23 protein-coding genes are annotated in these 22,967 nt (G+C 65.9%); 7 read left to right on the plus strand and 16 right to left on the minus strand.

Going from position 1 to position 22,967, the window contains the following annotated elements:
* Positions 1-5 precede the first annotated feature (5 nt).
* A complete protein-coding gene (locus K3551_RS09015) occupies positions 6-1,379 on the plus strand; it encodes an FAD-binding oxidoreductase (protein WP_259919375.1) in 1,374 nt (457 codons plus the stop codon).
* Positions 1,380-1,514: 135 nt separating this feature from the next.
* Here K3551_RS09015 and K3551_RS09020 read toward each other — a convergent pair whose 3' ends face one another.
* The 3 genes from K3551_RS09020 to cobT all read right to left on the minus strand — a co-directional run bounded on the left by K3551_RS09020 (position 1,515) and on the right by cobT (position 5,894).
* Complete coding sequence (locus K3551_RS09020; protein ID WP_259919377.1) at positions 1,515-1,856, minus strand: DUF427 domain-containing protein; 342 nt, start codon at positions 1,854-1,856, stop codon at positions 1,515-1,517.
* Between the two features lie 53 nt (positions 1,857-1,909).
* The gene (locus K3551_RS09025; RefSeq protein WP_259919378.1) at positions 1,910-3,688 is read right to left on the minus strand and encodes an aminopeptidase P family protein; all 1,779 of its coding nucleotides are present in this window, start codon (positions 3,686-3,688) and stop codon (positions 1,910-1,912) included.
* A 334-nt stretch (positions 3,689-4,022) separates the two neighbouring features.
* Positions 4,023-5,894: a cobaltochelatase subunit CobT gene (gene cobT, locus K3551_RS09030; RefSeq protein WP_259919379.1), complete on the minus strand. Its 1,872-nt coding sequence runs from the start codon at positions 5,892-5,894 to the stop codon at positions 4,023-4,025.
* 65 nt (positions 5,895-5,959) lie between these two features.
* Here cobT and K3551_RS09035 point away from each other — a divergent pair, with 65 nt between their 5' ends.
* Positions 5,960-6,757 carry an alpha/beta fold hydrolase gene (locus K3551_RS09035; protein WP_259919380.1) on the plus strand — a complete coding sequence of 266 codons (798 nt, stop codon included), beginning with the start codon at positions 5,960-5,962 and terminating at the stop codon, positions 6,755-6,757.
* Here the strand turns inward: K3551_RS09035 and K3551_RS09040 are convergent.
* Both K3551_RS09040 and cobS read right to left on the minus strand, forming a co-directional pair.
* Positions 6,754-7,179, minus strand: a complete 426-nt coding sequence (locus K3551_RS09040; RefSeq protein WP_259919382.1) for a hypothetical protein — start codon at positions 7,177-7,179, stop codon at positions 6,754-6,756. The two genes, K3551_RS09035 and K3551_RS09040, sit on opposite strands and share 4 nt — an antisense overlap.
* 127 nt (positions 7,180-7,306) lie before the next feature.
* Positions 7,307-8,293, minus strand: a complete 987-nt coding sequence (gene cobS / locus K3551_RS09045) for a cobaltochelatase subunit CobS (RefSeq protein WP_259919386.1) — start codon at positions 8,291-8,293, stop codon at positions 7,307-7,309.
* 116 nt (positions 8,294-8,409) lie between these two features.
* Here cobS and K3551_RS09050 point away from each other — a divergent pair, with 116 nt between their 5' ends.
* Together K3551_RS09050 and K3551_RS09055 are read left to right on the plus strand one after the other, a co-directional pair.
* The gene (locus K3551_RS09050) at positions 8,410-8,955 is read left to right on the plus strand and encodes a sigma-70 family RNA polymerase sigma factor (RefSeq protein ID WP_259919388.1); all 546 of its coding nucleotides are present in this window, start codon (positions 8,410-8,412) and stop codon (positions 8,953-8,955) included.
* Entirely contained in the window at positions 8,952-9,611 is a 660-nt protein-coding gene (locus K3551_RS09055) for an anti-sigma factor domain-containing protein (protein WP_259919389.1), read from the plus strand. Before K3551_RS09050 ends, K3551_RS09055 begins: the two co-directional genes overlap by 4 nt.
* A gap of 76 nt (positions 9,612-9,687) precedes the next feature.
* Here K3551_RS09055 and sigJ read toward each other — a convergent pair whose 3' ends face one another.
* The 3 genes from sigJ to K3551_RS09070 are packed head-to-tail and all read right to left on the minus strand — an operon-like array spanning position 9,688 to position 11,469.
* A complete protein-coding gene (gene sigJ / locus K3551_RS09060) occupies positions 9,688-10,557 on the minus strand; it encodes an RNA polymerase sigma factor SigJ (protein WP_259919392.1) in 870 nt (289 codons plus the stop codon).
* Positions 10,550-11,101 carry a hypothetical protein gene (locus K3551_RS09065; protein ID WP_259919394.1) on the minus strand — a complete coding sequence of 184 codons (552 nt, stop codon included), beginning with the start codon at positions 11,099-11,101 and terminating at the stop codon, positions 10,550-10,552. Before K3551_RS09065 ends, sigJ begins: the two co-directional genes overlap by 8 nt.
* Positions 11,098-11,469, minus strand: coding sequence for a hypothetical protein (locus K3551_RS09070; protein WP_259919395.1), 372 nt, complete (start codon positions 11,467-11,469; stop codon positions 11,098-11,100). The genes K3551_RS09065 and K3551_RS09070 overlap by 4 nt, the downstream gene beginning before the upstream one ends.
* A gap of 262 nt (positions 11,470-11,731) precedes the next feature.
* Between K3551_RS09070 and K3551_RS09075 the strand changes: the two genes are divergently transcribed.
* Positions 11,732-12,925: a DUF2235 domain-containing protein gene (locus tag K3551_RS09075; RefSeq protein WP_259919396.1), complete on the plus strand. Its 1,194-nt coding sequence runs from the start codon at positions 11,732-11,734 to the stop codon at positions 12,923-12,925.
* Here K3551_RS09075 and K3551_RS09080 read toward each other — a convergent pair.
* The gene (locus K3551_RS09080; RefSeq protein ID WP_259919397.1) at positions 12,918-13,529 is read right to left on the minus strand and encodes a J domain-containing protein; all 612 of its coding nucleotides are present in this window, start codon (positions 13,527-13,529) and stop codon (positions 12,918-12,920) included. The genes K3551_RS09075 and K3551_RS09080 overlap by 8 nt on opposite strands.
* An 81-nt stretch (positions 13,530-13,610) precedes the next feature.
* Here K3551_RS09080 and K3551_RS09085 point away from each other — a divergent pair, with 81 nt between their 5' ends.
* Positions 13,611-13,871 (plus strand): BolA family transcriptional regulator, encoded by a 261-nt coding sequence (locus tag K3551_RS09085; RefSeq protein ID WP_259919399.1) that lies wholly within the window; start codon positions 13,611-13,613, stop codon positions 13,869-13,871.
* Positions 13,872-13,928: 57 nt separating this feature from the next.
* On the opposite strand, the gene K3551_RS09090 is transcribed toward K3551_RS09085, so the two are convergent.
* The 3 genes from K3551_RS09090 to gatB all read right to left on the minus strand — a co-directional run bounded on the left by K3551_RS09090 (position 13,929) and on the right by gatB (position 16,388).
* Positions 13,929-14,351, minus strand: coding sequence for a DUF4177 domain-containing protein (locus tag K3551_RS09090; RefSeq protein WP_259919401.1), 423 nt, complete (start codon positions 14,349-14,351; stop codon positions 13,929-13,931).
* A 115-nt stretch (positions 14,352-14,466) separates the two neighbouring features.
* Positions 14,467-14,772, minus strand: a complete 306-nt coding sequence (locus K3551_RS09095; protein WP_259919402.1) for a hypothetical protein — start codon at positions 14,770-14,772, stop codon at positions 14,467-14,469.
* A gap of 101 nt (positions 14,773-14,873) precedes the next feature.
* On the minus strand, positions 14,874-16,388 hold the full coding sequence (gene gatB, locus K3551_RS09100) for an Asp-tRNA(Asn)/Glu-tRNA(Gln) amidotransferase subunit GatB (RefSeq protein ID WP_259919403.1): 1,515 nt from the start codon (positions 16,386-16,388) through the stop codon (positions 14,874-14,876).
* 258 nt (positions 16,389-16,646) lie between these two features.
* Here gatB and K3551_RS09105 point away from each other — a divergent pair, with 258 nt between their 5' ends.
* Positions 16,647-17,549 carry a lytic transglycosylase domain-containing protein gene (locus K3551_RS09105; protein ID WP_259919404.1) on the plus strand — a complete coding sequence of 301 codons (903 nt, stop codon included), beginning with the start codon at positions 16,647-16,649 and terminating at the stop codon, positions 17,547-17,549.
* Here the strand turns inward: K3551_RS09105 and K3551_RS09110 are convergent.
* From K3551_RS09110 to K3551_RS09125, 4 genes are all read right to left on the minus strand, one after another.
* The gene (locus K3551_RS09110) at positions 17,546-18,457 is read right to left on the minus strand and encodes a hypothetical protein (RefSeq protein WP_259919405.1); all 912 of its coding nucleotides are present in this window, start codon (positions 18,455-18,457) and stop codon (positions 17,546-17,548) included. The genes K3551_RS09105 and K3551_RS09110 overlap by 4 nt on opposite strands.
* Positions 18,454-19,383: an AEC family transporter gene (locus tag K3551_RS09115; RefSeq protein ID WP_259919406.1), complete on the minus strand. Its 930-nt coding sequence runs from the start codon at positions 19,381-19,383 to the stop codon at positions 18,454-18,456. The genes K3551_RS09110 and K3551_RS09115 overlap by 4 nt, the downstream gene beginning before the upstream one ends.
* Positions 19,384-19,387: 4 nt before the next feature.
* Positions 19,388-20,185: an MBL fold metallo-hydrolase gene (locus K3551_RS09120; protein ID WP_259919407.1), complete on the minus strand. Its 798-nt coding sequence runs from the start codon at positions 20,183-20,185 to the stop codon at positions 19,388-19,390.
* 634 nt (positions 20,186-20,819) lie between these two features.
* Positions 20,820-22,601: an SLC13 family permease gene (locus K3551_RS09125; RefSeq protein WP_259912693.1), complete on the minus strand. Its 1,782-nt coding sequence runs from the start codon at positions 22,599-22,601 to the stop codon at positions 20,820-20,822.
* Positions 22,602-22,967: the final 366 nt, after the last annotated feature.

A 22,967-nucleotide genomic window follows, 5' to 3' on the forward strand; every position in this document is an offset into this window, starting at 1 on the left:
CGGACATGATCCCAGAGAATGCGCTCGACGAGTTGCGGGCAATGCTAGGCGAACGGTTGAGCACGGGAAAGGGCGATCTGGACCTGCACGGCCAATCCGAGACCTGGCATCCGCCGATGCCGCCCGACGCGGTTTCCTATCCGCGCAGCACCCAGGAGGTGGCGGACATCGTGGCCGTCTGCGCGCGCCACAACGTGCCGGTGATCGGCTGGGGCACGGGCACCGCGCTCGAGGGGCACGCGTCCGCGCCGCGCGGCGGGGTGACGGTCGATTTCCGCCACATGGCCGCCGTGCTGGAGGTGCGCGCGGAGGACATGCTGGTCCGCGTGCAACCCGGCTGCACCAGAGAGGCATTGAACCAGGAATTGCGGGCGACGGGCATGATGTTCCCGGTCGATCCGGGGGCCAATGCTTCGCTGGGGGGCATGGCGGCAACGCGGGCCTCGGGCACGACGGCGGTGCGCTACGGGACCATGCGCGATCAGGTCCGCGGACTGGAGGTGGTGCTGGCCGATGGGCGGGTGATCCGGACCGGGACCTTGGCGGCGAAAACCTCGGCGGGTTACGATCTGACGTCCCTGTTTGTAGGGTCCGAGGGAACGCTGGGCCTGATCACAGAGCTGACCCTGCGCCTGCACGGCCAGCCCGAGGCGATATCCGCAGCGGTCTGCGCCTTTCCCGATACCGGCGCGGCCATCGACACGGTCATCCTGGCCACGCAGATGGGCCTGCGACCAGCGCGGGTAGAGTTCCTGGATGCGGCCACGGCGCAGATCATCAATGACCACGACGGCGGCACCTTCGAGATGCGCCCGCATCTGATGCTGGAGTTCCACGGCTCTGACGCAGCGGTCGCCGAAGAAGCGGAGAGGTTCGGCGCGCTGGCAGCCGAGGCCGGAGGAAGCGGCTATCGCTGGGCCACACAGGTGGAGGACCGCAACCGCCTGTGGGCGATGCGGCACGCGGCCTATCATACAATCCTGGCGTCTCGGCCCGGATCGACGGCTGTGGTCACGGACGTCTGCGTCCCGATCAGCCGCATGGGCGAGGCCATCGATCGCGCCGCCGCAGAGATCGCCGCGAGCCCGATACCGGGTCCGATCCTGGGACATGTGGGCGATGGCAACTACCACGCAATTCTGCTGGTCGACCGGTCGTCAGAGACGGAACTCGCCCAGGCCAAACGGCTGTCGGATGCCATGGTCCTGCATGCGCTGGACCTGGGCGGGACGGCGACGGGCGAACACGGCGTGGGTCTTGGCAAACTGCATATGATGGCCCGCGAACACGGGGCCGCCTGGGACGTCATGGGCGCCGTCAAACGTGCGCTGGACCCTGATGGCCTGATGAATCCCGGCAAGCTGGTGCGGCAGAACTGACGGGATCAAATCCTTCGAAGGATTTGACCAGAGTTTTCGAAAACTCTGGCGGTGCCCGTTCTTGTGCGGGAGCCGTGCGCGACTGGCGTCGTCTTGGCGTGGCTGCCCGGGCATCTGTCCGCAGCGGGTGGCGGGTCAAACCCGCTCGACGGTCACCTTGTCGCCGTAGAAGGCCAGGTGCCCCTCGATCGCCTTGGCGTCCGGGTTGATCACGTCCCCATAGGTCCAGGCCACATCCGCAATCCGGGCCGACTGCCCGACGTAATGGAAATAGCTGGCGTCCCCTTTGAACGGACAGCGGCTGGTGGTGTCTGACAGCTCCAGCAGAGCCATCGCCACATCGGCGCGCGGAAAATAGATGACAGTGGGATAGTCGCCCTCGGTCAATGCCAGGGCGTTCCGGCTCTCGACGAGCACGCCATCTTCGCTGCGCACGGTCCAGACGCCCGCAGCGGGCGAAACGGTGATCTTGGCCATGATGTCTCCCTCGTTTGGGCGGACCGTAGCGGTTCGATCCGGGCGGCGAAACCCTAGAGACGTGCGGTCATCCGAAGCAGCCAGTCCCGATCCGCACCATCGAGCAGCGGGCCGATCTTTTCCGCAACGGTGGCGTGATAGCCATCGATCCACGCGCGTTCATCCGGTGACAACAGATCGGTCAGGATCAGCCGCCGGTCGATCGGCACCCAGGTGAGGGTTTCAAACCCAAGCATGTCCCGGTCGTCGCCGCCCTCGGGGCGCGGGGCTTCGATCACATGGATCAGGTTTTCGATGCGAATGCCAAAGGCCCCTTCGCGGTAATAGCCCGGTTCATTCGACAGGATCATGCCGGGTTGCAGGGGCACCTGGCTGACGCGGCTGATCCGTTGCGGCCCTTCGTGCACGCCCAGATAGACACCGACCCCATGGCCGGTGCCATGATCGTAGTCCCGATGCTCCGACCAGAGCGGTGCGCGCGCGAGGGCATCCAGGTGACATCCCGCCACGCCACGTGGGAACCGCACGCGCGAAACCGCGACCATCCCCTGCAAGACGCGGGTAAAGGCGTGGGCGATGTCCCTTGGCGGGGCGATCAGCGGCACGGTGCGGGTGATGTCGGTCGTACCGTCAAGATACTGTCCCCCCGAATCCACAAGAAGGACGGGATCCCCAGCCAAGGGGCGATCGGTTTCCTCGTTCACGCGGTAATGCACGATCGCACCATTCGGGCCAGACCCGGCAATCGTCTCGAAACTCACGTCCCGCAACTGGTTCGTGTCCCGGCGGAACTGCTCCAACGCGCGCACGACGCCGATTTCCGTCAGATCGTCGGGGCGATCCTCATCCAGCCAACGCAGGAAGCGCACCATCGCGGCCCCGTCGCGCAGATGCGCCTGGGTCGTGGCGGCGATTTCTGCGGTGGATTTGACCGCCTTGGGCAGGGCCAGGGGGTCTGTCACGGCGACAGGCTGCGCCAAGGCTTCGGAAATCGCGACTGGGCAACTGGACGGATCATAACCAACCGCCCCCGAAAGCCCGGCGAGAAGCGCCGCGAACCCCTCGGGTGCGGTGACCCGAACGTCGGGACCCAGATGGTCGATGACCGCGTCCACTTTCGTCGGCGCACAGATCAGGTCGACGCTGCCATCGGCAAAGACGACGCCAAAGGCCTGGGCCACCGGCGTCCTCACGATGTCCGAGCCGCGGATGTTCAAAAGCCAGGCCAGCGCGTCGGGCTGGTTCGTAACGAAGGCGGTGATCCCCGCTGCGCGGACCGCCTCGGCGATCTGGGCCCGCTTCTCGGCGTGAGACCGACCAGACAGGGCTTGCGGGTAGACGGACATGGCCCCCGCGGGCGCGGGCGGCCGTTCGTTCCAGACCGCATCAACGCCGTTGTCGCAGGCCACCATTTCGATCCCGGTCAGCGCGCGCAGACGGGTCAGCTCCGCCTCCGTATGCAGCCAGGGGTCAAAACCGACGCGTCCCCCCTTGGGCAAGGCACCCGGCAGCCAGTCGGCCAGTCCGGTTCCTGGCCAATCGACAGTCTCGAACGTGTCGGGGTCGGTCTGGACCTTCACCTGAACCGAATAGCGTCCGTCGGCGAAAACGGCCGCGCGATCCGCGAGGATGACGGCAAAGCCCGCCGACCCGGTGAACCCGCTGATCCAGGCCAACCGCGCGTCGCAGGGAGCGACGTATTCGCCTTGATGGGCATCCGCGCGGGGGACCAGAAACGCGTCCAAACCCTGCTCGTTCATCCACGCACGCAGCCGGGCGACGCGTGGAACAGCATCCTGTGGACGGGCGGTCACGTCGAAGGTCTGAAACAAGGCGCGTCTCCTCTGGCAGGTGGTGGGGCTGACCGCCCCGAGGCGCAGTCTTGCAGCCGCGCGGGCGAGGGGCCAGCCCCTCGCGCTCCCCGGGATATTTCAGAAGCAGAGAATAGGGAAACGCGTTGTTAACTTTGGTCTGTCAAACACGAAGGCGCGGGACAGGCTGGGAAGCCGATGACCGCAAGCGGAGAAGCCCCGCCGTCACGTGGCTGTGCCACCGGGCGGTGGGGTGGACCGGCGTCTCTGCTTTCCAAGTATCCCTGCCGGAGGCCCGGCCCGCAGGGCCGAGACAAACAGGAAAGCGCCGAAGGCGCCCATTTTGATCAAATGCTCAGGACGCGCGGCGCAGTCCCATGGCCCGCGCCCGTTTGCGCGGGTCCGCATCGAACAGCGCGGCCAGTTGTTCGGTCATCGCACCTGCCAACTGCTCCACGTCGGTGATCGTCACCGCGCGGTCGTAATAGCGCGTGACATCGTGGCCGATACCAATCGCCAGCAGTTCGACCGCCTTGCGTTTCTCGACCATGGCGATGACGTCGCGCAGGTGTTTTTCCAGATAGTTGGCCGGGTTCACCGACAGGGTTGAATCGTCCACCGGGGCCCCGTCCGAGATCACCATCAGGATCTTGCGCGACTCCTGCCGGGCGACCATGCGGCGGTGCGCCCATTCCAGGGCTTCGCCGTCGATGTTTTCCTTCAGCAGGCCCTCTTTCATCATCAGGCCCAGGTTCGGGCGGACCCGACGCCAGGGGGCATCCGCCGATTTGTAGACGATATGGCGCAGATCATTCAGGCGGCCCGGCTGCTGCGGGCGGCCGTCCTTGAGCCATTGCTCCCGGCTCAGCCCGCCTTTCCAGGCGCGGGTGGTGAAGCCCAGGATTTCGACTTTGACGCCGCATCGCTCCAGCGTGCGCGCAAGCACGTCGGCACAGATCGCCGCGATGGAAATCGGCCGTCCCCGCATTGAGCCGGAGTTGTCCAGCAGCAGCGTGACGCAGGTGTCGCGGAACTCTGTGTCGTGTTCCATCTTGAAGGACAGGGGCGTCGTCGGATTGGCGACCACACGCGCCAGCCGCCCTGCGTCGAGAATGCCTTCTTCCAGGTCAAATTCCCAGGACCGGTTCTGTTGCGCCTGCAGGCGGCGTTGCAACTTGTTGGCCAGGCGCGATACGGCACCTTTCAGCGGCTCAAGCTGTTGGTCGAGATAGGCGCGCAAACGCTCCAACTCGGCGGGTTCGGCCAGTTCCTCCGCACCGATGATTTCGTCATGAGCGGCGGTGTAGACGGCATAATTCGGGTCGGCGTCCGAGACGGGCTGTGGCGGGGGCGGATCCTGGGCTTCGTCGGACTCGGGCATTTCTGCCTCTTCGCCCTCTTCCTGATCGGCCATGTCGTCCATGGACACCTGGGCCTGCGATGGATCGTCCTGCTGTTCCTGGCTCTGCTCGGGCGAGGCCTCGGCGTCCTCTTCCTCATCGTCGGAGCCGGTGGAATCGGGTTCCTCCTCCTCTTCCTCTGCCGCGCCTTCGTCGTCCTGATCCTCGTCTTCCATGTCCGGGTCGTCGCCCAGTTGGTCGCCGTACCCCAGATCGTCGATCAACTTTCGGGCCAGTCGCGCAAAGGCGGCCTGATCGGACAGCACGCTGTCCAACCCGTCCAGACGGTCGCCGGTCGCGCCCTCGATAAAGTCGCGCCACAGGTCGAGAACGTTTTCCGCTCCTTTGGGCAGGGCGCGGCCCGTGGCCATCTGCCGGATATAGTAGCCCGCGGCGGCGGCCAGCGGGGCCTGCGCCTTGTCGGTAATCTCGCCGTATCCCTTCCGGGCGGCCTCGACCCCGATCTTGGCGTCGATGTTGCCCGCCGTGCCCGGCATGTCGCGGGCGCCCACGGCCTCGCAGCGGGCGGTTTCCATGGCCTCATACAGCTCTCGCGCCATGTTGCCCTGGGGCAGGTATCGCGCGTTAGTGCCGGCGTCGTGGTGGCGGTGGCGCAGGGCGTAGGCGTCGGCTGTGCCGCGTGCCAGCAGGATCTCGTCCCGGGTCATGCGGCGCGACACCTGGGGCAGGCGCACGGCGTCATTCGTCTGCCCCGGAGGGTCGACGGAATAGGTCACCGACAGGTCGGCATCGTCGGCCATCGTCTTGGTGGCTTCGGCGAGCGCCTTCTTGAACGGATCGGCGGGGTTGTCGTTGGGCTTGACCATGGGCGGAGAGTTCCTTCTTTTCCGGTCCGAGCGCAAGGGCCGCTCTGCCAGGTGGGGACGGATCCATGCCAGCTTTTGTGATACCGGACAGTCGACGTGTCATGTCCTGGACGGAGCTGCCGGGGCCGGGCGTTCCGATCCTGGCCTTGCCCGGGATTGCCATGCCGGGCGCGCCGGGCCTGGTCCCGGTCTTTGCACAGGCCCCCCTGCGGGGGCACGCCGCAATCCTGCCGGACCTGCCCGGCACCGGCGGGAGCGAGGCTTTGGCCTCTCACGACATGCCCGCGCTGGCCCGCGCCATCGCCGCGCTGCTGGATCATCTGGGGGTCGGGGCGGTTCCGGTTTTCGGCCATTCCCTGGGCGGGACCGTCGCGATCGAGTTGGCGCGGCTGCGGCCTGACCTCGTGTCCCGGCTGATCGTGGCCGAGGGGAACCTGACGCCCGGAGGTGGGGCCGCCACCCGTGCGATTGCGGGTGTCCCGCTGGCGGATTTCCTGGCGACGGGTTTCGAGGCGGCCCAGGCCAAGCGCCGCGCGGCAGCCGAGGCGGGCGATGCCACGGCTGCCTACCTGTTCGCAGGTCGGGCGCAGAGCGATCCTCGGGCGCTGCACGAAACCGCCAGCGCCCTGGTCGACCTGGACCCGACAACCGAGGTGGATTTTCTGTCGATGACCCTTGCGCGGACGTTTCTTTATGGCGCGCGCAGCTTGCCCGGAAACGCACGTCAGGCGGGGCCCGATACGCCGGATCCTGCGCGCCTGGCCGCCCATGGCATAGTGACCGACATCGTGGCCGGGGCCGGGCACCTGATGCCCTTCGACGCCCCTGCGGACACTGCCCGCGCCGTCGCCGCCCACCTTTAAGAGCGTAGAAGCCTGTCTGTGCAGCCCCGTATCAGGTGATCCGCGCGTCTTTGTGCCTGGACTGCCCGGTCAGGGTCGGTTCCGAAAGCCGCCGTCGTCAGCAGGGCCCAGTGAACCCGTTTTGCCGATACGCGTAGCGACAGCGCCTCGCGCCCGCCGTCCGGCGGGGTCACGGCGTCCAGGATCAAGACCATTTCCTCGCGCAGCTCGGCCGTTTGCGCGGCCTCGGGTGCGCCGATGAGCCACTGAAACTCCATCAAGGCAGAGAGGCGGCCCGTGCATCCGGCAAAGAAGGGCAGGGGTGGGCCGAACAATCCGTCGCGCGCCTCCGCCTGCCCAACTGGGATCAGGGTGAAGCACAAAACAAGAAGACCAATACATATCGTGCCCATGAAGTAATCAATAAGGCAAAAATAACGCACGCCAAGTGTGCAGTTTATAAACTTGTCTCGGCGTGCCCGGCCCGCATCACAAAAGAAACCCCCACGCGCCGAGGGCACGCGGGGGGGGTAGGGCCATCAGGCCGGTGTTGATCTGTGACTTAAAGCCCTAGCCGAGCGCCATGCTCACGGCGCTTTCGGGTAGTTCTTCGTCAAAGCAGCGCTGGTAGAATTCGGCCACCGTCTGCCGCTCCAACTCGTCGCATTTGTTCAGGAACGACAGGCGGAATGCATAGCCGACATCGCGGAAGATCTCTGCGTTCTGGGCCCAGGCGATGACCGTCCGGGGCGACATCACCGTCGACAGGTCGCCGTTCATGAACGCCGTCCGCGTCAGGTCGGCAACGGTCACCATCCGGCTGATCGTCTGGCGACCCTTTTCGGTGTTGTAATGCGGCTGCTTGGAAATGACGATATTCGTCTCGGCGTCATGGCTGAGATAGTTCAGCGTGGCGACCAGCGACCAACGGTCCATCTGGGCCTGGTTGATTTGCTGGGTGCCGTGATAAAGGCCCGTGGTGTCGCCCAGGCCGACGGTGTTGGCCGTGGCGAACAGGCGGAACGACGGGTGCGGCGTGATGATCGTGTTCTGATCCATCAGCGTCAGCTTGCCGTCATGTTCCAGAACCCGCTGGATGACGAACATCACGTCGGCACGGCCCGCGTCGTATTCGTCGAACACGATGGCGACGGGGTTGCGCAGGGCCCAGGGCAGGATGCCTTCGTGAAATTCGGTGACCTGGACGCCGTCCTTCAAACGGATCGCGTCCTTGCCGATCAGGTCGATGCGGCTGATATGGCTGTCGAGGTTGACGCGCACGGCGGGCCAGTTGAGGCGCGCGGCCACCTGCTCGATGTGGGTCGACTTGCCGGTGCCGTGGTAGCCCTGGATCATCACGCGACGGTTCCAGCCAAAGCCCGCCAGGATCGCCAGCGTGGTATCGGGGTCGAACTTGTAGGTGCTGTCGATCTCGGGCACGCGGTCGGTCGGTTCGGCGAAACCCTTGACCTTCATGTCGCTGTCGATGCCGAACACCTCGCGGACGGACATTTCCGTCTGCGGTTTGGCGTCGATATCCATGTTGCCATCAGCCATCGGGGTCTCCTTCGTGTCCGCCCGTTCGATTGCCCGATATCCCTCCGGGTCGCAAGGGGGGCTTTGGGCTGGTCGCAAGGCCGATTGGCCCTATAGCTATGGCAGGGGGGCATCGTATGGATGATCGCGTGCAACGGATAGAGGGTTGGCTGGCCGGTGCCGCCACTGGCGACCGGGCCGCGTTCCGCAATCTTTATGACGCCACATCCGCGAAACTTTTCGGGATGTGCTTGCGTGTCTTGGGCGACAGGGTCGAGGCAGAGGACGCGCTGCAGGAGGTATTCGTGAAGATCTGGGACAACGCTCACCGTTATCGCGCGAACGGTCTCAGCCCGATCACCTGGATGGCGGCGGTGACGCGAAACCATTGCATCGACCGCCTGCGCCGTCGTCGTGCCGGGCGTGCGGAAATGCCCCAGGACGACATCCTGGCCGACCTCAGCCCCGGCCCCGAAGCCCTGAGCGTCGCCCAGAGCGAGGCGCGTGCCATCGTCGCCTGTCTGGGCGAATTGGCACCCGACCGCGCCGAGGCTGTCCGCCGCGCCTATCTGGACGGTGAGACCTACGCCGAGCTTGCGGCCCGGTTCGAGGTGCCCCTGAACACCATGCGCACCTGGCTGCGCCGCAGTCTGCAGGCCCTGCGCGCCTGTCTGAGCGCATGACCGGTTCTGCGGACATCCCCGATGACGACGCCGTCCTGATCGGCGAATACGTGCTGGGCCTGCTCCCGGAGGCGCAGGAACAGACCCTGGCCCGCCGGTTGGAAAGAGAGTCGGAATTGCAGCTGCTGCATGCGGTTTGGCAAGAAGATCTGCAAAGACTGGCCGCCGGGCGCGACGTGCCACCGCCCGTCCACCTGCGCCCCCGGATCGAAGCACGGCTTTTCCCCGAGCGCGCGCCCGCCCGTCGCGGCTGGTTGGGCTGGGCTGCCTTGCTTGGGGTGCCGATTGCGGCCTTTGCGGTGTCGTTCGTGATGCTGCAACCGACCGTCGTGCCCTTTGCCCCGACCCAGGGCGCGGAAATCGCGAGCGCCGAGGGCCTGGTCCTGCGGGCCCGCGCCGACGCCGACCAGATCGTCGTGACCCGCGCGGCGGGCACCGCACCGCCAGGCCGCGTGTTGGAATTGTGGGTGATCGCAGGCACCGCGGCCCCCGTGTCGCTGGGCCTGCTGCCTGCCGAGGGTGACTTGCGCCTGCCTCGTCCGTCCGTTCTGGTTGCGGGCGTGGTGCTTGCCGTCTCGTCCGAACCGCCGGGCGGATCCCCCACCGGGCAACCGACCGGTCCGGTTCTGGGAACCGCCCCGCTGGCGGACCTGTAACAGGGCAGGGATGCATAGCGGTTGAGACCCTTTGCCGCCCGTCGTTCGGACCGGGGCGAATGGCCGCTTCGATGACCTAATGTGCGACCACGCCAAGCTTGTCGGGATTTCGCATGATATAAATCCACGCGATCTTGCCGGTCTGATCCGGGGCAAGCGTGGTGACCGACTCAATCTGGCCGTAGGAATAGCGCAGCAGAGCCGGGTTGGAATTCACGACCGACATCTGGTTCGTCCAGCCCTGTTCCTCTTTCGCTCTCTCATACAGCGCGCGGAACACCTGCATGATCTCGGCCCCGCCAGACAAAGGCCGCCGCGCCGCGCGTTTCTTGGCACCACCATCTGAAATCGCAACGGAATCGGGTGCCAGCAGCGACAAGGCCGCGTCGAAATTTTCCGCCATGATGGCCATGAAGAAACGCTGGCTCAGTTCGGCGATCTCTTCGGGCGTGGCATCAAAGCGGGGACCGGTGTCTTGCAGCTTCTTTTGTGATCGGCTGACAAGTTGGCGGCAGGCCGCCTGCGTTGTGCCCAGAGTGTCCGCGAGCTCTGCGTAGCTGGCATCGAACGCTTCCCTGAGAATAAAGGCCGCGCGTTCCTTTTCGGTCAGCCGTTCCAAGGCCCAAAGCAGCGCCAGTTCGCAGTCCTGGGCCAATTCGAAGGGATGGTCAGACGCTTGGGGGTCTTGATGAACAAGGGGTTCGGGCAGCCAGGGGCCGACATAGATTTCGCGTTGGCGACGGGCGGAACGAAGGGTGTCGATTGCAATGTTCGTGGCGACCTTGCGCAACCAGGCCGCAGGATTGTCGATCTTGTCGATGTCGGCGGCCGCCCACTTCAACCAGGTATCCTGCACGGCATCTTCCGCCCCGGCACGTTCCCCCAACATGCGGTAGCACAGCGACATCAGCTTCGACCGTTCGGCTTCGAATATGTTCTCAAGCATCTTTATGGGTCCGGTCGGCCTGTATCTTTTCATGTCCGACCTGAACGATGCTGCACGCCTGGCCAAAACCCAATCCACGTTTCAGGACCGGATATATCCGGCCACTGGATGCGGCAATAGACGCCGTCGTGACCGCGACGGGACCGAAACGGGTCTCAATTTCTGCCCTGAGGTTTTCGAGATCGGGGGAATCGTCGATCGCGGCTTGGGCAAACCGAAAACCAAGCCCGACATCGCCCGCAGCGGCGGCATCGCCCTGCAGACAAAGCGCAAGCTGATCTGGGGAAACCTGCACCTCCAGCGCCATATCGATGACAAGCTGCACGCATGGCCCGCAATCGCCGTCCAGTGTCGACCCCAGCATCGCACCCGCCCAGACATCCCGCACCTCTTTCGGCCCCCGGAACTGACTGTAGAGGGGCAACAAGGACAGCCGCACTCCGGCCGCAGAAGACGTCTGGACGACGTGGGACATGTAACTGGCGTCATATCCGTAACGCTTTGCGAACTTTCGAATACCCATGTTCAGAAGATAACGGATCATGACGGGCTCTTTTCAGATTGAGTATTGATCGCTGCGAAAAACGCGAGGAAGGCGGGCGTCTGAATGCCCAGCAGGTTTGTCAGCGCGATGATGTCGAAGGGGGCGCCGCGGTGGATCCAGATCCAGATGTGAAACAACGCATGCAGGACAAGCCATGTTGCCCCGCAGAGCCCGGCGGACCTATCGTTCCTCAGGCCAGCCCAGAGCAATGCTGCACCGCTCGTCAGGTAGGCAAGCGCGACATCCTTCGCAAAATGAGAGTTGAGCGGGCCAGTCAACGCAACACCCGGTACGCTGTCATACCAGTGTTGCGTGGCAGCCCCGATATGAACCCCTGTCGCGAGGGACAGCACACCAACGCCGATCAAGATTTGCCTTTGCATTACGTCTCCAAAAGTTCGGTTTCACAGACATGACGGTCCGGCCCGGCGTTTTGTGACGTCGGTTCGACATTTTGATTGCAAACGGTGACGCATCACCGGGCAGGCCGCCCTGCGTCCCCCGCATCGAGCGGAACCTTGCCCATGACCCGAGGTTTTCGGGGCGTCCGACCTGCCAGAAACGCACGGGGCCGTGCCAGCCGTCGATTGGACCGTTTGAGACCCTGCGCAGACCGGCTAGGCTGCTGGCATGAAACGGATCGTGATCCTTTGTGACGGCACCTGGAACCATGCCGACGCGCCGCATCCGACCAATGTGGTGCAGGTGGGGCAGGCGCTGGCCGCGCGCGGGGCTGACGGGTGGCCTCAGGTTCCCGTCTACGTCGAAGGCGTGGGCACCGGGCGGCGTGGCGTGACACCCGCGACGCGCGCGCTGGATCGGGCGCTGGGCGGGGCCATGGGGCTGGGTCTGATGGACAACGTGGTCGAGGCCTATCGCCACCTCGTGTTTCTGTATGAGCCGGGGGATGAAATCCATGTGTTCGGGTTTTCGCGCGGGGCATTCACGGCGCGGTCGCTGGTCGGGTTCATCAGGTTCACCGGTCTTTTGATCCGCGCCGATCTGCATCGCCTGCCCGAAGCTGTCGCCCGCTACGCGGAGCGCCGGATCGAAAGCGGCGCGCGCAGGCAGGCGCGCAACGCCGAATGGCGCGCGCGATTTGCGCCATGGTTCCTTGTGGATGAGGCGGACCGGGCGACCTATGCGGAGTTCGGGGCCAATCAGGCCGTGCCCCTCGACATCGCCTATCTGGGCGTCTGGGACACCGTTGGCGCGCTGGGCGTGCCGGGGCATTTCACCGCCGCGCCGCTGCTGAACCGCAAGTACACGTTCCACGATACCGACCTGTCCGCCATGGTCCGTGCAGCCCGCCACGCGGTTGCGTTGGACGAACGGCGCAAGGCGTTTCGCCCCACGCTCTGGACCAATCTCGACGGGTTGAACCCGCAGGGGGCCGCGCCCCGGTATCTGCAACAGCATTTCGCCGGGGATCACGGCTCCGTCGGGGGTGGCGGCGATATTCGCGACCTCAGCGCGCTTGCGCTGGCCTGGGTGCTGGAGGGCGCGCAGGCGGCGGACCTGGACTTTGACGACACCGTGCTGGCGCGGATCCGGCGCGAGGGAAATCCGATGGGGCCGTTGATGAACAATACCGTGCCCAAGGGCGGGGCCTTTGCCGCGCTGATGCGCCGGTTCGGGGCCGCGCGGGATGCGGTGGCGCGGTTTGCGGACGTAAGCGAACCTGTCCGCGACCGCTGGACCTTCGAGACGAAGACACAGGACCGGCAACCCTATCGCCCAGAGGCGCTGGCCGCCTTGGGAGCGGAGTTCGAGGCCTGGGCAAAGGGGCGGCCCAAAGACCGCCCCGATGAGACATCTATTTGAAGTTGCGGCTGTCCTTCAGCTGATCCCAGGCCCAGACGACTTCGCCCAGCTGTTCTTCCTGGCTGCGGTCACCACCGTTCATGTCGGGGTGCAGCACCTTGATCAGCGATTTGTAGGCCTTGCGGATTTCGGCCTTTGACCAATCGTCCTTGGCCTCCAGGATATCGATCGCCTTGCGTTCGGTCGGGGGCAGTTTCCGGCCCACGACGCCCCGGCCCGGATTGCGGGTGGCGTTGTCACCCAGGACCGCGTGCGGATCTTCTATCCCCAGACGGGCCCAGGCGCGTTCCTCGATGGTCTTGCGGAACGGCTTGGTCTTTTGTTCGCGGGCTTCCTGCTGTGCGATCTCGGCCTCGGTGGCGCCGTCAAAGAACGACCACTTGGCGTTGTATTCGCGGACATGGTCCTTGCAGAACCAGTAGTAATCATCTGTCGTGTCACGACTTTTCGGTGCGCGGTACTGTCCCGTCTCGGTGCAGCCGTCATGTTCGCAAACCCGGGTAGAGGTTTCGAACGCGCCGGACATGCCCCGCTTGCCGCGCGGGTTTTTCTTTTTCGCGCTGGAGACCCGCATGTCGAAATTGAATGGGTCGTTCTTGGTCATAGCGCGTGCCCTCTTTCGGTCTGAGGCGGCAGAGTTTAGTCATTGCAGCGGCAGAGGGAAGAGGCGGAGCACGTATTTCTCATGACAATGGAACAGACCATCCACGACCGGCTGGAAGCCGCCTTTGATCCGGCGCATCTGGAGGTCCACAACGAGAGCGGCAAACATGCCGGTCACGCAGGTGATGACGGCACCGGCGAGAGCCATTGGCACGTCGTGATCTGGTCCAAGGCCTTTGATGGCCAAAGCCGAATCGCGCGGCATCGGATGGTGCATCAGGCGCTGGGCGATGTGATGGACCGCATTCACGCGCTGTCTCTGGATCTGTCCAACAGCGCCTGAACGGCAGGGGTGACGCGCGGGTGACCGACGGGTGATCCGCGTCGGACGTGGCGCGGCCTATTCGGCAGCGTGTTTCGGACGGGCGCGCGCCGCGAGGATGTCGATGACCTCGGCTTCCTGCATCTCCTGCTCTTCGAAGCCCTGCCATTCGGGCAGCGGCGCGTTGAGCAGAAGCGGCGGTTTCGGTTTCGCCTCGATCACGGGTTGAACGACCTGCGGCACCGCAGGTGCCAGCGAGCGGCGGAACACCAGCAGCGCGTGATAGCGGACCTCGGATCCCGTCAGGCCGACGCGTTCCTCGGCGGGCAGGGTATCGGCGCGCACGTATTCCCACCCCTGTTCGCCCATCCGGTTGAACAGCCGCGACATGGCCAGGGCAAAGCGCGCCTCGCCAGAGCGGACACCGCGCGCCTTCTCGCCCTTGCGGGGGGCGGGCACGACTCGGTACTCGAACGATTGGTGTGGGGTCACGTCTGCCATATTAACGCCATATTAACAAATGCTGCCCCAGAGTCGCCAGTCTTGCTGCGGACAGCGTGTTTCCGTTCGGGCGACGGTGCCGCGATGCGGGCAGGGTGTGCAGGGGGCGATCCGGTCAGAGGCCGACCGGCTGGGTCAGTGGCAGGGGCGCGTCATCGGCGGCCGGGATCGGGCGGCGAAAGACCAGCATCGTCATCGTCTTGGGCGCGGTCCCCGACAGGTCGGCGCTCATGTCGTTGGGCAGGGTGTCGGCGCGGACAAAATCCCAGCCGTCCAATGCCATGTCGTTGAGTATCTCGGTCAGGGTGTTCGCCATGCGCGCGGCGTCGGTGCGCAGACCGGGCACGCGCTCGCCCTTGGTGGGGGCGGGCAGGACCTGGAATTCATAGAGATCGGGGAGAGGGGCACGCGCGTGGAACATGCGCGGACCATACCGCAGGAAAGGCGGCAGATTTTGGGCGGTCGAGGGCGCAGGTCGCGACAATCCGCGTCAATTGCCTGCGACCGCCAGCTGACGTTGCGTCAAAGACCCAGCTTGGCGGCCACGATCTCGTTGATGGCCTTGGGATTGCCCTTGCCCTGCATCGCCTTCATCGTCTGACCCACGAACCAGCCCGCCAGTTTCGGGTTGGCCTGCGCCTTTTCGACCTGGGCGGGGTTGGCGGCGATGATGTCATCCACGGCCCGTTCGATGGCCCCGGTGTCGGTCACCTGCTTCATGCCGCGATCTTCGACGATCTGCGCGGGGTCGCCGCCTTCGGCATAGACGATCTCGAACAGGTCCTTGGCGATCTTGCCAGAGATGTCGCCCGCCTCGATCAGCTTGAGGATGCCGCCCAGCTGCGCGGGGGTCATCGGGCTGGCCTCGATGTCGCGCTCGTCTTCCTTGAGCTTGCCGAACAGGTTGTTGATCACCCAGTTCGCGCTGACCTTGCCGTTGCCCGATACCTCGGCCACCTGCTCGAAATAGGCCGCCGAGGCGGTGTCGGCGGTCAGCACGCTGGCGTCATAGTCCGACAGGCCGAAATCCTTGATGAACCGGGATTTCTTGGCGTCGGGCAGTTCAGGCAGCGAGGCGGCGATATCGTCGACCCAGCCCTGTTCGATTTCCAGCGGCAGCAGATCGGGATCTGGGAAATAGCGGTAATCGTGCGCCTCTTCCTTGGACCGCATGGACCGGGTTTCGTTGCGGTCGGGGTCATACAGGCGGGTTTCCTGGGTAACTTCGCCGCCCGCCTCGATGATGGCGATCTGGCGCTTGGCCTCGACGTCGATGGCGGCCTGGATGAAGCGCATGGAGTTCATGTTCTTGATCTCGCAGCGGGTGCCCAGATGCGAGAAATCCTGGGTCGCCTGATATTTTTCGTACTGGCCCGGACGGCAGACCGAGACGTTGACGTCCGCGCGCAGGTTGCCGTTCTGCATGTTGCCGTCGCAGGTGCCCAGATAGCGCAGGATCTGGCGCAGCTTGACGACATAGGCCGCCGCCTCTTCGGGGCCGCGGATGTCGGGGCGGCTGACGATTTCCATCAAGGCCACGCCGGTGCGGTTCAGATCGACGAAGGACATGGTGGGGTCCATGTCGTGGATCGATTTGCCCGCGTCCTGTTCCAGGTGAATCCGCTCGATCCGCACGGTGCGCGCGGTGCCGTCGCCCATTTCCACCAGCACTTCGCCTTCGCCCACGATGGGGTGGTAAAGCTGGCTGATCTGATAGCCCTGCGGCAGATCGGGATAGAAGTAATTCTTGCGGTCAAAGGCCGACGTCAGGTGAATCTCCGCCTTCAGGCCCAGTCCGGTGCGCACGGCCTGTTCAACGCAGAATTCATTGATGACGGGCAACATGCCGGGCATGCCCGCGTCCACGAAGGCCACGTTGCTGTTCGGCTCCGCCCCGAAGGTGGTGGAGGCCCCGGAAAAGAGTTTCGCATTGGAGGCGACCTGCGCGTGCACCTCCATGCCGATGACCAGTTCCCAATCGTCCCGCTCTCCGGCGATGACGCGGGGTTTCGGGGTGGGGAGCGTGTCGTCGAGCATGGGGCGGCCTCCGGGCGAATGTTGGGGGCGGGTTTACGCCCGGCCCGCGCGCGGGGCAAGCCGGGGCAGGGGGGCAGACGGGCCCCCGGACAGGAACTTTTGCCGAAATCGCAAACTGCTGCTATGGAGCGCCAGAGTTCCCCCGCCGTCTGCCACGTGCGGGGGGGCGTCGTGATGGCATCCATGGTGGCCGAACCCGGTTCGACCACTAGCTGTGGCTGGCCTTCACCTGTTCTGGAAGGTGCCTTGGGGGGCTGGATGAAGACGAATCGTTGTGTGGTGCTGGTGCGATCTCTTGTTGTGCTGGCTCTTTTTGCCGCGGCCGGCCCTGTTGCCGCAGATGTGCGCCCGGTGCCCCGCGCCGATCTGACCACCACGACCAGCAGCATGACCCTGACGCCGGGCCTGTCGGCCCCGCGCCTGGCCGCGCCCTTGCCCGAGGCATCGGCCCTGTCCCCCGCCGTGTCCGCCCGGCCGACCCCGCGCCCGCGCGTCGTGGCCGAAGAGATGCCGGACCTGCGTTGGGACCACATCAGCGGGTCGGCCCGTTGGACCCGCGCGGCGATGCGCGCGCTCGACAGTCACGGCGACCGCCTGACCGAGACGGTGCCCCGCGACATCGAACAATGGTGCCCGGCCTATGTCGAAGCCGACGAGTGGGGGCGCAAGGCGTTCTGGGCTGGGCTGCTGTCGACCTTGTCGAAGCACGAAAGCACCTATCGCCCGACGGCAGTGGGCGGCGGCGGGCTGTGGTACGGTCTGGTTCAGATCCTGCCGGCAACGGCGCGTGGCTACGGCTGTCAGGCGCGGACGGGCGATGCGCTGAAGGATGGGGCGCTGAACATGGCCTGCGCGGTGCGGATCCTGAACCACACGGTGCCCCGCGACGGCGTCGTGGCCCGTGGCATGCGCGGCGTGGCCGCCGACTGGGGCCCGTTCCATTCCACCCGCAAGCGCGAGGACATGCGCCGCTGGCTGATCCGTCAGCCGTTCTGCAACGGTCTGCACCGATCCGTGCGTCCCGTGGCGCGGCCTGACTGGCTACTGGAACCTGCGGGCGTGGTCGACGAAGTCCCCTTGTTCGTGACCTGGGAGCTGGACAAGGAGCTGTCGGGCAAGATGCCGCTTTGGTCCTCGGGCCAGAGCGACGTCGAAGGCTAGCATGCGGGCGGCAGGCGGGACAGCAGGCGGCGCATAGCGGCAGTCGCCGCTGAAGCGGTCGTCGGGTCGAAGCCGGGCCGCTGGTGCATCTCGGGCACCGATATCGTCAGCGCGGGCCGCTCCAACTTGCCATAGGTCACGGGCTCCGCGCCGGCGCAGGGCGCAAACGGGCCGCTGCCCGGCGGTGCGATCAGCAGAACCGCGCCGCACCGCGCCCTGGCGGACGTCCAGAACCGCCAGTGCAGCTCGTAGCCCGGATAGTCGGGCAGAATGACTATGAACCAATTGTCGCCATCGTAGTGGGCGGCGTTCAGGCGTGGCAAAGAGAGGCGAAGGGGGGCATCGGCAAAAGCCGCCTGCACCGCATTTGAAACCGCTTGCCGCAGAGCGCGCGTGGCCGGGTCCGGCACCTTGACGCCGCTGCTGGCCTGTTTGTCGATCGCCCGATCCAAGAAAGCCTGGCGATAGGAGAGGCGTTGCGGATCGCTCGGGTCCAACAGGTCGCGCATATCTTCCAGCGTGAGAGTATGATCGAAGCCCTCGGCCTGTCCGCCGTAAGCGGCGGGGGCGCAGAGCACGGTGCGGGCCTCGTCCCAGTCGCCCTCCGCCTCGCCCTGATCGGCCCAGAGACGATAGCGTTCATCTTGCCGAGTGCCGCCGGCGGCGGAGATCTTGTTTTCGATCAGAAGGGCATGGACCGCTTCGCCGCAGGGATAGCGCACCAGAAGATCACCGAACCCGTTGCCCTTCATCGAAGGTTGCGCCACGACCTCCTGCACCGGTCCGCCTGTCGGCAACCCAAGGTGGGCAAGGATCCGGGGCAGAAACTCGGGATCGCACGCAAACTCCTCTTCCAGCAGGTGATCGAGTCGGGCCTCCTGGGCCGATTTGCGGGGACGGTCGGTCATTTGAGCAGCAGCAGCCAGCCCGAGACGGTCAGCACCGAAGCCGCCGTTCCGATCAGAACCGACGAGGCGCTGATCCGCACCGCCCGCCCGTGCAGTGCCGCAAAGAGGTAGGCATTGACGCCCGGTGCCATCGCCGCGGTCAGGACAGCAGCCCGGAACTGACTTTCGTTCAGGTCCAGAAGGCGGCCCATGCCCCAGGTCCAGGCCGGATGCAGCAACAGCGCGATGCCACAACACAGCGCGATGCCCCGCGCGTCGCCTTCGGGTTTGTATTGCACCATGACCCCGCCCAGGCCGAACAGCGCCGCGGGCAGGGCGGCGCGGGCGATCAGGGTGACCGCCTCGTTCACGGGGGCGGGCAGCGGCAGGCCACTGAGGTTCACGGCCAAACCTGCCGCGACCCCCAGCATCAACGAATTGCGCGACAGCGATCGGGCGACCTTGGCCGCCCCGCCCAGCAGGCCCGTCCCCCCTGCGCGCACGGCTTCCATCGTCGCGGTGCCGGTCAGGTAGCAAAAGGCGGCGTGCAGCGCGATGATGGCGTAGTTCGGTTCCAGAGAGGCTGTGCCGAAGGCGCGCTCGGCGATGGGCAACCCCAAGAGCACGGTATTGGCGAACATTGCGGTAAAGCCCACGGCGACGGCGTCCTCTGCTCCGCGCCGGAGCCAGTAGAGGGTGCCAAGGATACCTGCCAGGAAACACACCATAGAGCCGGAATAATAGGCCGTCAGCAGTCGCCAGTCGAAACCCGCCTTGAGGTCCAGCGTCGACACGGCCAGGAACAACAGGCACGGGATGGCGAACCGCTGTGTGAAGACCATCAGCCCGTCGACCTGGCCCTGGGTGAACAGCCCGCGCCAGACCGCCAGGTAGCCCGCGCCGATGATCAGAAAGACGGGGACGGTGACAGCCAGGACGTCCAGCATCGGGCTAGGCGTCCATCTCGATCACCATGCCGTCCCAGGCCGGCGTGATGTGATCGGGGGTCTCGCCGTCAACGGTCGCCCAGTCCAGATCAACGTGCATGTTGGTCAACACGCCTCGGCGCGGTGCCAGGCGGGCGATCCAGTCCAGCGATTCCGACAGCGACAGATGCGACGGGTGCGACGCCCGGCGCAGGCTGTCCAGAACCCAGGTGTCCAGACCGGCCAGAAGCGGCAGCGACGCGTCCGGGATGTCGTTGACGTCGGGCATATAGGCCAGGTCTCCGATGCGTAGGCCAAGCGCGCTGATATCCCCGTGTTCGACCGGGATCGGCAGCACCCTCACCGGCCCGCCGGCACCGGGGATATCCACCGCCCCCTCCAGAGGGTGCCGCGTCAGGATCGGCGGATAGGACGATCCGGGGGGCGTCTCGAATATGTAGCCGAACCGGTCGGTCAGCCCCTCGAAGGTCGGTGCGTCTGCCCAGATGTCCAGCATCCGACGCTGGTTGAACACGATCATGCGCAGGTCGTCGATGCCATGGGTGTGGTCCGCATGAGCATGGGTCCAGACCACGGCGTCCAGGTTGCCCACGCCCGCGTCCAGCAACTGCTCGCGCATGTCGGGCGAGGTGTCGATCAAGACACGGGTGATCCCCGCCTCGCCGATCCGTTCGACCAGCAGAGAGCAGCGGCGGCGGCGGTTCCTGGGGTTCGTCGGGTCGCAATCGCCCCATTGTCCCCCGAGGCGCGGAACCCCGCCGGAAGAGCCGCAGCCGAGAATGGTGAAGCGCAATCGGGCCATGGGCGCTACATGCGCCGCTGGCGCGTCCGGGGCAAGGGGGCGGGCGTCGGGTCTTCTCTGCTTTGGAAATATCCCCGCCGGAGGCCCCCGGCCCGCAGGGCCGGAAAGAAGCTGGCGCGCGCCGAAGGCGATCCATTCGGTCAGAGGGGCGGACCGGTGCTATGGCGCAGCAGACAGCCTACACAGGCGTTCACCTCCTCGAAAATTGCTTGCCGCAGGCGCATCGCCTCTGACCAGTCGGTCAGGGTGGGCAGGGGCCACGCCACCGCCTCCAGGATTGTCTTTGCCTTAAACGCAGATTCTCGCCGTGCCGATCCGGAAGAGGACGAAGGCCGCCGCGCCAAGAATTCATCGGAGGCTTTGCGATTGCGTTGGCGATGCGTGCGGCCCTGCACCCCGGTCCGCAATCCGGCAATTGACGCGACCTGCGATGAACGGGTCAGAGGCCCGTTTCGGGCCCAATTGGGTCATGTCCGGGCGCGACGGCTGCGGATCCTGACTATTGCCGTGTCAGCCGGAGCGGCGCTGACACCCGGCACGCGGACCTGTGTCTTCTTCTCGGCAAAAATACTCCGGGGGTCCGGGGGCTGGCCCCCGGCCCGCTGCTGGCTCCGGGGGCGGCACCTGCTCCGCGTCAAAGCGGCCAGAACACCAGGATGGCGGGGACCGAGACGGCGACCACCAGGATCTCCAACGGCAGGCCCATGCGCCAGTAGTCGCCGAACCGATAGCCGCCGGGGCCGAGGATCAGCGTGTTGTTCTTGTGCCCGATGGGCGTCAGGAACGCGCAGGAGGCGGCGACCGCGACCGCCATCAGGAACGGGTCGGGGTTCACCTCCAGGGTCTTTGCCATCTGGATGCCCACCGGTGCCGCCACGATCGCCGTCGCCGTATTGTTGAGAACGTCCGACAGGGTCATCGTCACCACCATCAGGACCAGCAGCGCGACCCAGGCCGGTTGCCCGTCGGTGAGCGTCGTCAGCCACCCCGCGATCAATTCCGTCCCGCCCGATGTCTGGAGCGCCGCGCCCAGGGGGATCATGGATCCCAGCAAGACCACCACCGGCCATTCGATGTGATCATACAGTTCCTGCAAGGGCACGATCCGGGTCAGCACATAGGCCACGACCACGACGCCGAGCGCGACAGTCAGGTCGATCAGGCCGAAACTGGCGGCCAGGACGGCCAGCGCAAAGACGCCGACCGCGGGCCAGATCTTGCGGTTCTCGATCACCGCCAGGCCCCGGTCGGCCAGCGGCAGCGCGCCAAGCCAGTTGACCACATCCTCGGCGCTGTCCTTGGGGGCAAGCAGCAGCAGGATGTCGCCCGCGCGCACCTTGGTGCGGCGCAGCTTGTCGGTGATCCGCTCCCCCTTGCGGGAAATGCCCATCAGAACGGTGCGTTGCCGCCAGGCCAGCCCGATTTCCTGCGCGGAGCGGCCGTTGATGCGGGACGTGACGGGGACCACGACCTCGATCAGGTCCAGGCCCTGATCCGTCGCCTCCAGCAGGGTCATGCGGCGGTCGTCGGCAAATTCCAGGGTCTCGCCCGCGCGGAATTCGTCCAGCGCCTCGGGCAGGGCCTCCAGCACGATGGCATCGCCGGCCTTGAGCGTCACGTCGCGCGACGATCCGAACATCCTGCGCCCATCGCGGACCAGGCCCATGATCTGCGCATCGACCTCATCGGCCTGATCGCTGAGCGTGCGAAGCGGCTGCCCGATGTGCTTGCTGCCTTCGGGCACGGTCAGCTCGGCCACGTAACGCGCGGTTTCGGCGTCACCCCCGCTGGTGTCGGTCTGACCGCGCACGCCCGGGATCAGCCGCCAGCCGATCAAGGCCACGAACAGCAGGCCGATGGCGGCGGTCACCGCGCCGACGGGGGCAAAGTCGAACATCCCGAAGGCCTCGCCCAGCTGATCCTGCCGGATGCCGGCCACGATGATGTTGGGCGGCGTGCCGATCAGGGTGATCATGCCGCCCAGGATCGTCGCATAGCTGAGCGGCATGAGCGTGGCACCCGGCACCCGGCCCGCCTTGCGCGCCGTGGCGATGTCGACGGGCATCAACAGGGCCAGTGCCGCGACATTGTTCATGAAGGCCGAAAGCACCGCGCCCACGGATCCCATGATGGCGATATGCGCCCCGATCCGGCGGCTGGAATCCACCAGCGTCCGGGTAATAAGCAAGACCGCGCCCGAGCGGACCAACCCGGCCGAGACCACAAGGACCAGCGCCACCACCAACGTCGCGGGATGGCCAAAGCCGCTGAACGCGTCCTCTTTGGGCACGACGCCCAGGATGACCCCGAGCAGGAGCGCCGAGAACGCCACGATGTCATACCGGAACCGCCCCCAAAGCAGCATCGCGAAAACCCCGCCGAACAGGGAAAAGAGGATGATCTGGTCGGTGGTCATGGGGGTGCCCTTGCAAGGTTTCATGGATACCTAGGCCGCGCGGGGCGGCGCGCAAAGAACCGTTTGAATGCGGCGCGGGCAGAACGTCACCGGGCGCGCGTGGCGGGCCTGTCGCCGGGGTCAGGTCTTGAACCGCCCAGAGACATCGGATCAAGGACGACATGACGCGATTGCTCACGGCGACGCGCCCCTGCCGCGCCCGCCTGGCGCGGCAGGTTGGACGATTGGCCTCATGCCTTGCCGTCGCACAAGGTGACCAACGCAGGTCTGGCCCAGTTGCAGGCAACCGGCGCGACGGTCCCGCGCCGGACCTGGACGATGGCAGCAGGTCGCTGCGCCGGTGATGACCCCTACGGACGACAGGCC

Source organism: Jannaschia sp. M317, from assembly GCF_025141175.1.
Lineage (GTDB): Bacteria > Pseudomonadota > Alphaproteobacteria > Rhodobacterales > Rhodobacteraceae > Jannaschia.

Bases quoted from the DNA above. Each gene is read 5' to 3' on its own strand.
- K3551_RS09015 (WP_259919375.1), top strand. From the start codon at position 6: ATGATCCCAGAGAATGCGCTCGACGAGTTGCGGGCAATGCTAGGCGAA.
- K3551_RS09020 (WP_259919377.1), bottom strand. From the start codon at position 1,856: ATGGCCAAGATCACCGTTTCGCCCGCTGCGGGCGTCTGGACCGTGCGC.
- cobT (WP_259919379.1), bottom strand. From the start codon at position 5,894: ATGGTCAAGCCCAACGACAACCCCGCCGATCCGTTCAAGAAGGCGCTC.
- K3551_RS09035 (WP_259919380.1), top strand. From the start codon at position 5,960: ATGCCAGCTTTTGTGATACCGGACAGTCGACGTGTCATGTCCTGGACG.
- cobS (WP_259919386.1), bottom strand. From the start codon at position 8,293: ATGGCTGATGGCAACATGGATATCGACGCCAAACCGCAGACGGAAATG.
- K3551_RS09050 (WP_259919388.1), top strand. From the start codon at position 8,410: ATGGATGATCGCGTGCAACGGATAGAGGGTTGGCTGGCCGGTGCCGCC.
- K3551_RS09055 (WP_259919389.1), top strand. From the start codon at position 8,952: ATGACCGGTTCTGCGGACATCCCCGATGACGACGCCGTCCTGATCGGC.
- sigJ (WP_259919392.1), bottom strand. From the start codon at position 10,557: ATGCTTGAGAACATATTCGAAGCCGAACGGTCGAAGCTGATGTCGCTG.
- K3551_RS09065 (WP_259919394.1), bottom strand. From the start codon at position 11,101: ATGATCCGTTATCTTCTGAACATGGGTATTCGAAAGTTCGCAAAGCGT.
- K3551_RS09075 (WP_259919396.1), top strand. From the start codon at position 11,732: ATGAAACGGATCGTGATCCTTTGTGACGGCACCTGGAACCATGCCGAC.
- K3551_RS09080 (WP_259919397.1), bottom strand. From the start codon at position 13,529: ATGACCAAGAACGACCCATTCAATTTCGACATGCGGGTCTCCAGCGCG.
- K3551_RS09085 (WP_259919399.1), top strand. From the start codon at position 13,611: ATGACAATGGAACAGACCATCCACGACCGGCTGGAAGCCGCCTTTGAT.
- K3551_RS09090 (WP_259919401.1), bottom strand. From the start codon at position 14,351: ATGGCAGACGTGACCCCACACCAATCGTTCGAGTACCGAGTCGTGCCC.
- K3551_RS09095 (WP_259919402.1), bottom strand. From the start codon at position 14,772: ATGTTCCACGCGCGTGCCCCTCTCCCCGATCTCTATGAATTCCAGGTC.
- gatB (WP_259919403.1), bottom strand. From the start codon at position 16,388: ATGCTCGACGACACGCTCCCCACCCCGAAACCCCGCGTCATCGCCGGA.
- K3551_RS09105 (WP_259919404.1), top strand. From the start codon at position 16,647: ATGAAGACGAATCGTTGTGTGGTGCTGGTGCGATCTCTTGTTGTGCTG.
- K3551_RS09110 (WP_259919405.1), bottom strand. From the start codon at position 18,457: ATGACCGACCGTCCCCGCAAATCGGCCCAGGAGGCCCGACTCGATCAC.
- K3551_RS09115 (WP_259919406.1), bottom strand. From the start codon at position 19,383: ATGCTGGACGTCCTGGCTGTCACCGTCCCCGTCTTTCTGATCATCGGC.
- K3551_RS09120 (WP_259919407.1), bottom strand. From the start codon at position 20,185: ATGGCCCGATTGCGCTTCACCATTCTCGGCTGCGGCTCTTCCGGCGGG.
- K3551_RS09125 (WP_259912693.1), bottom strand. From the start codon at position 22,601: ATGACCACCGACCAGATCATCCTCTTTTCCCTGTTCGGCGGGGTTTTC.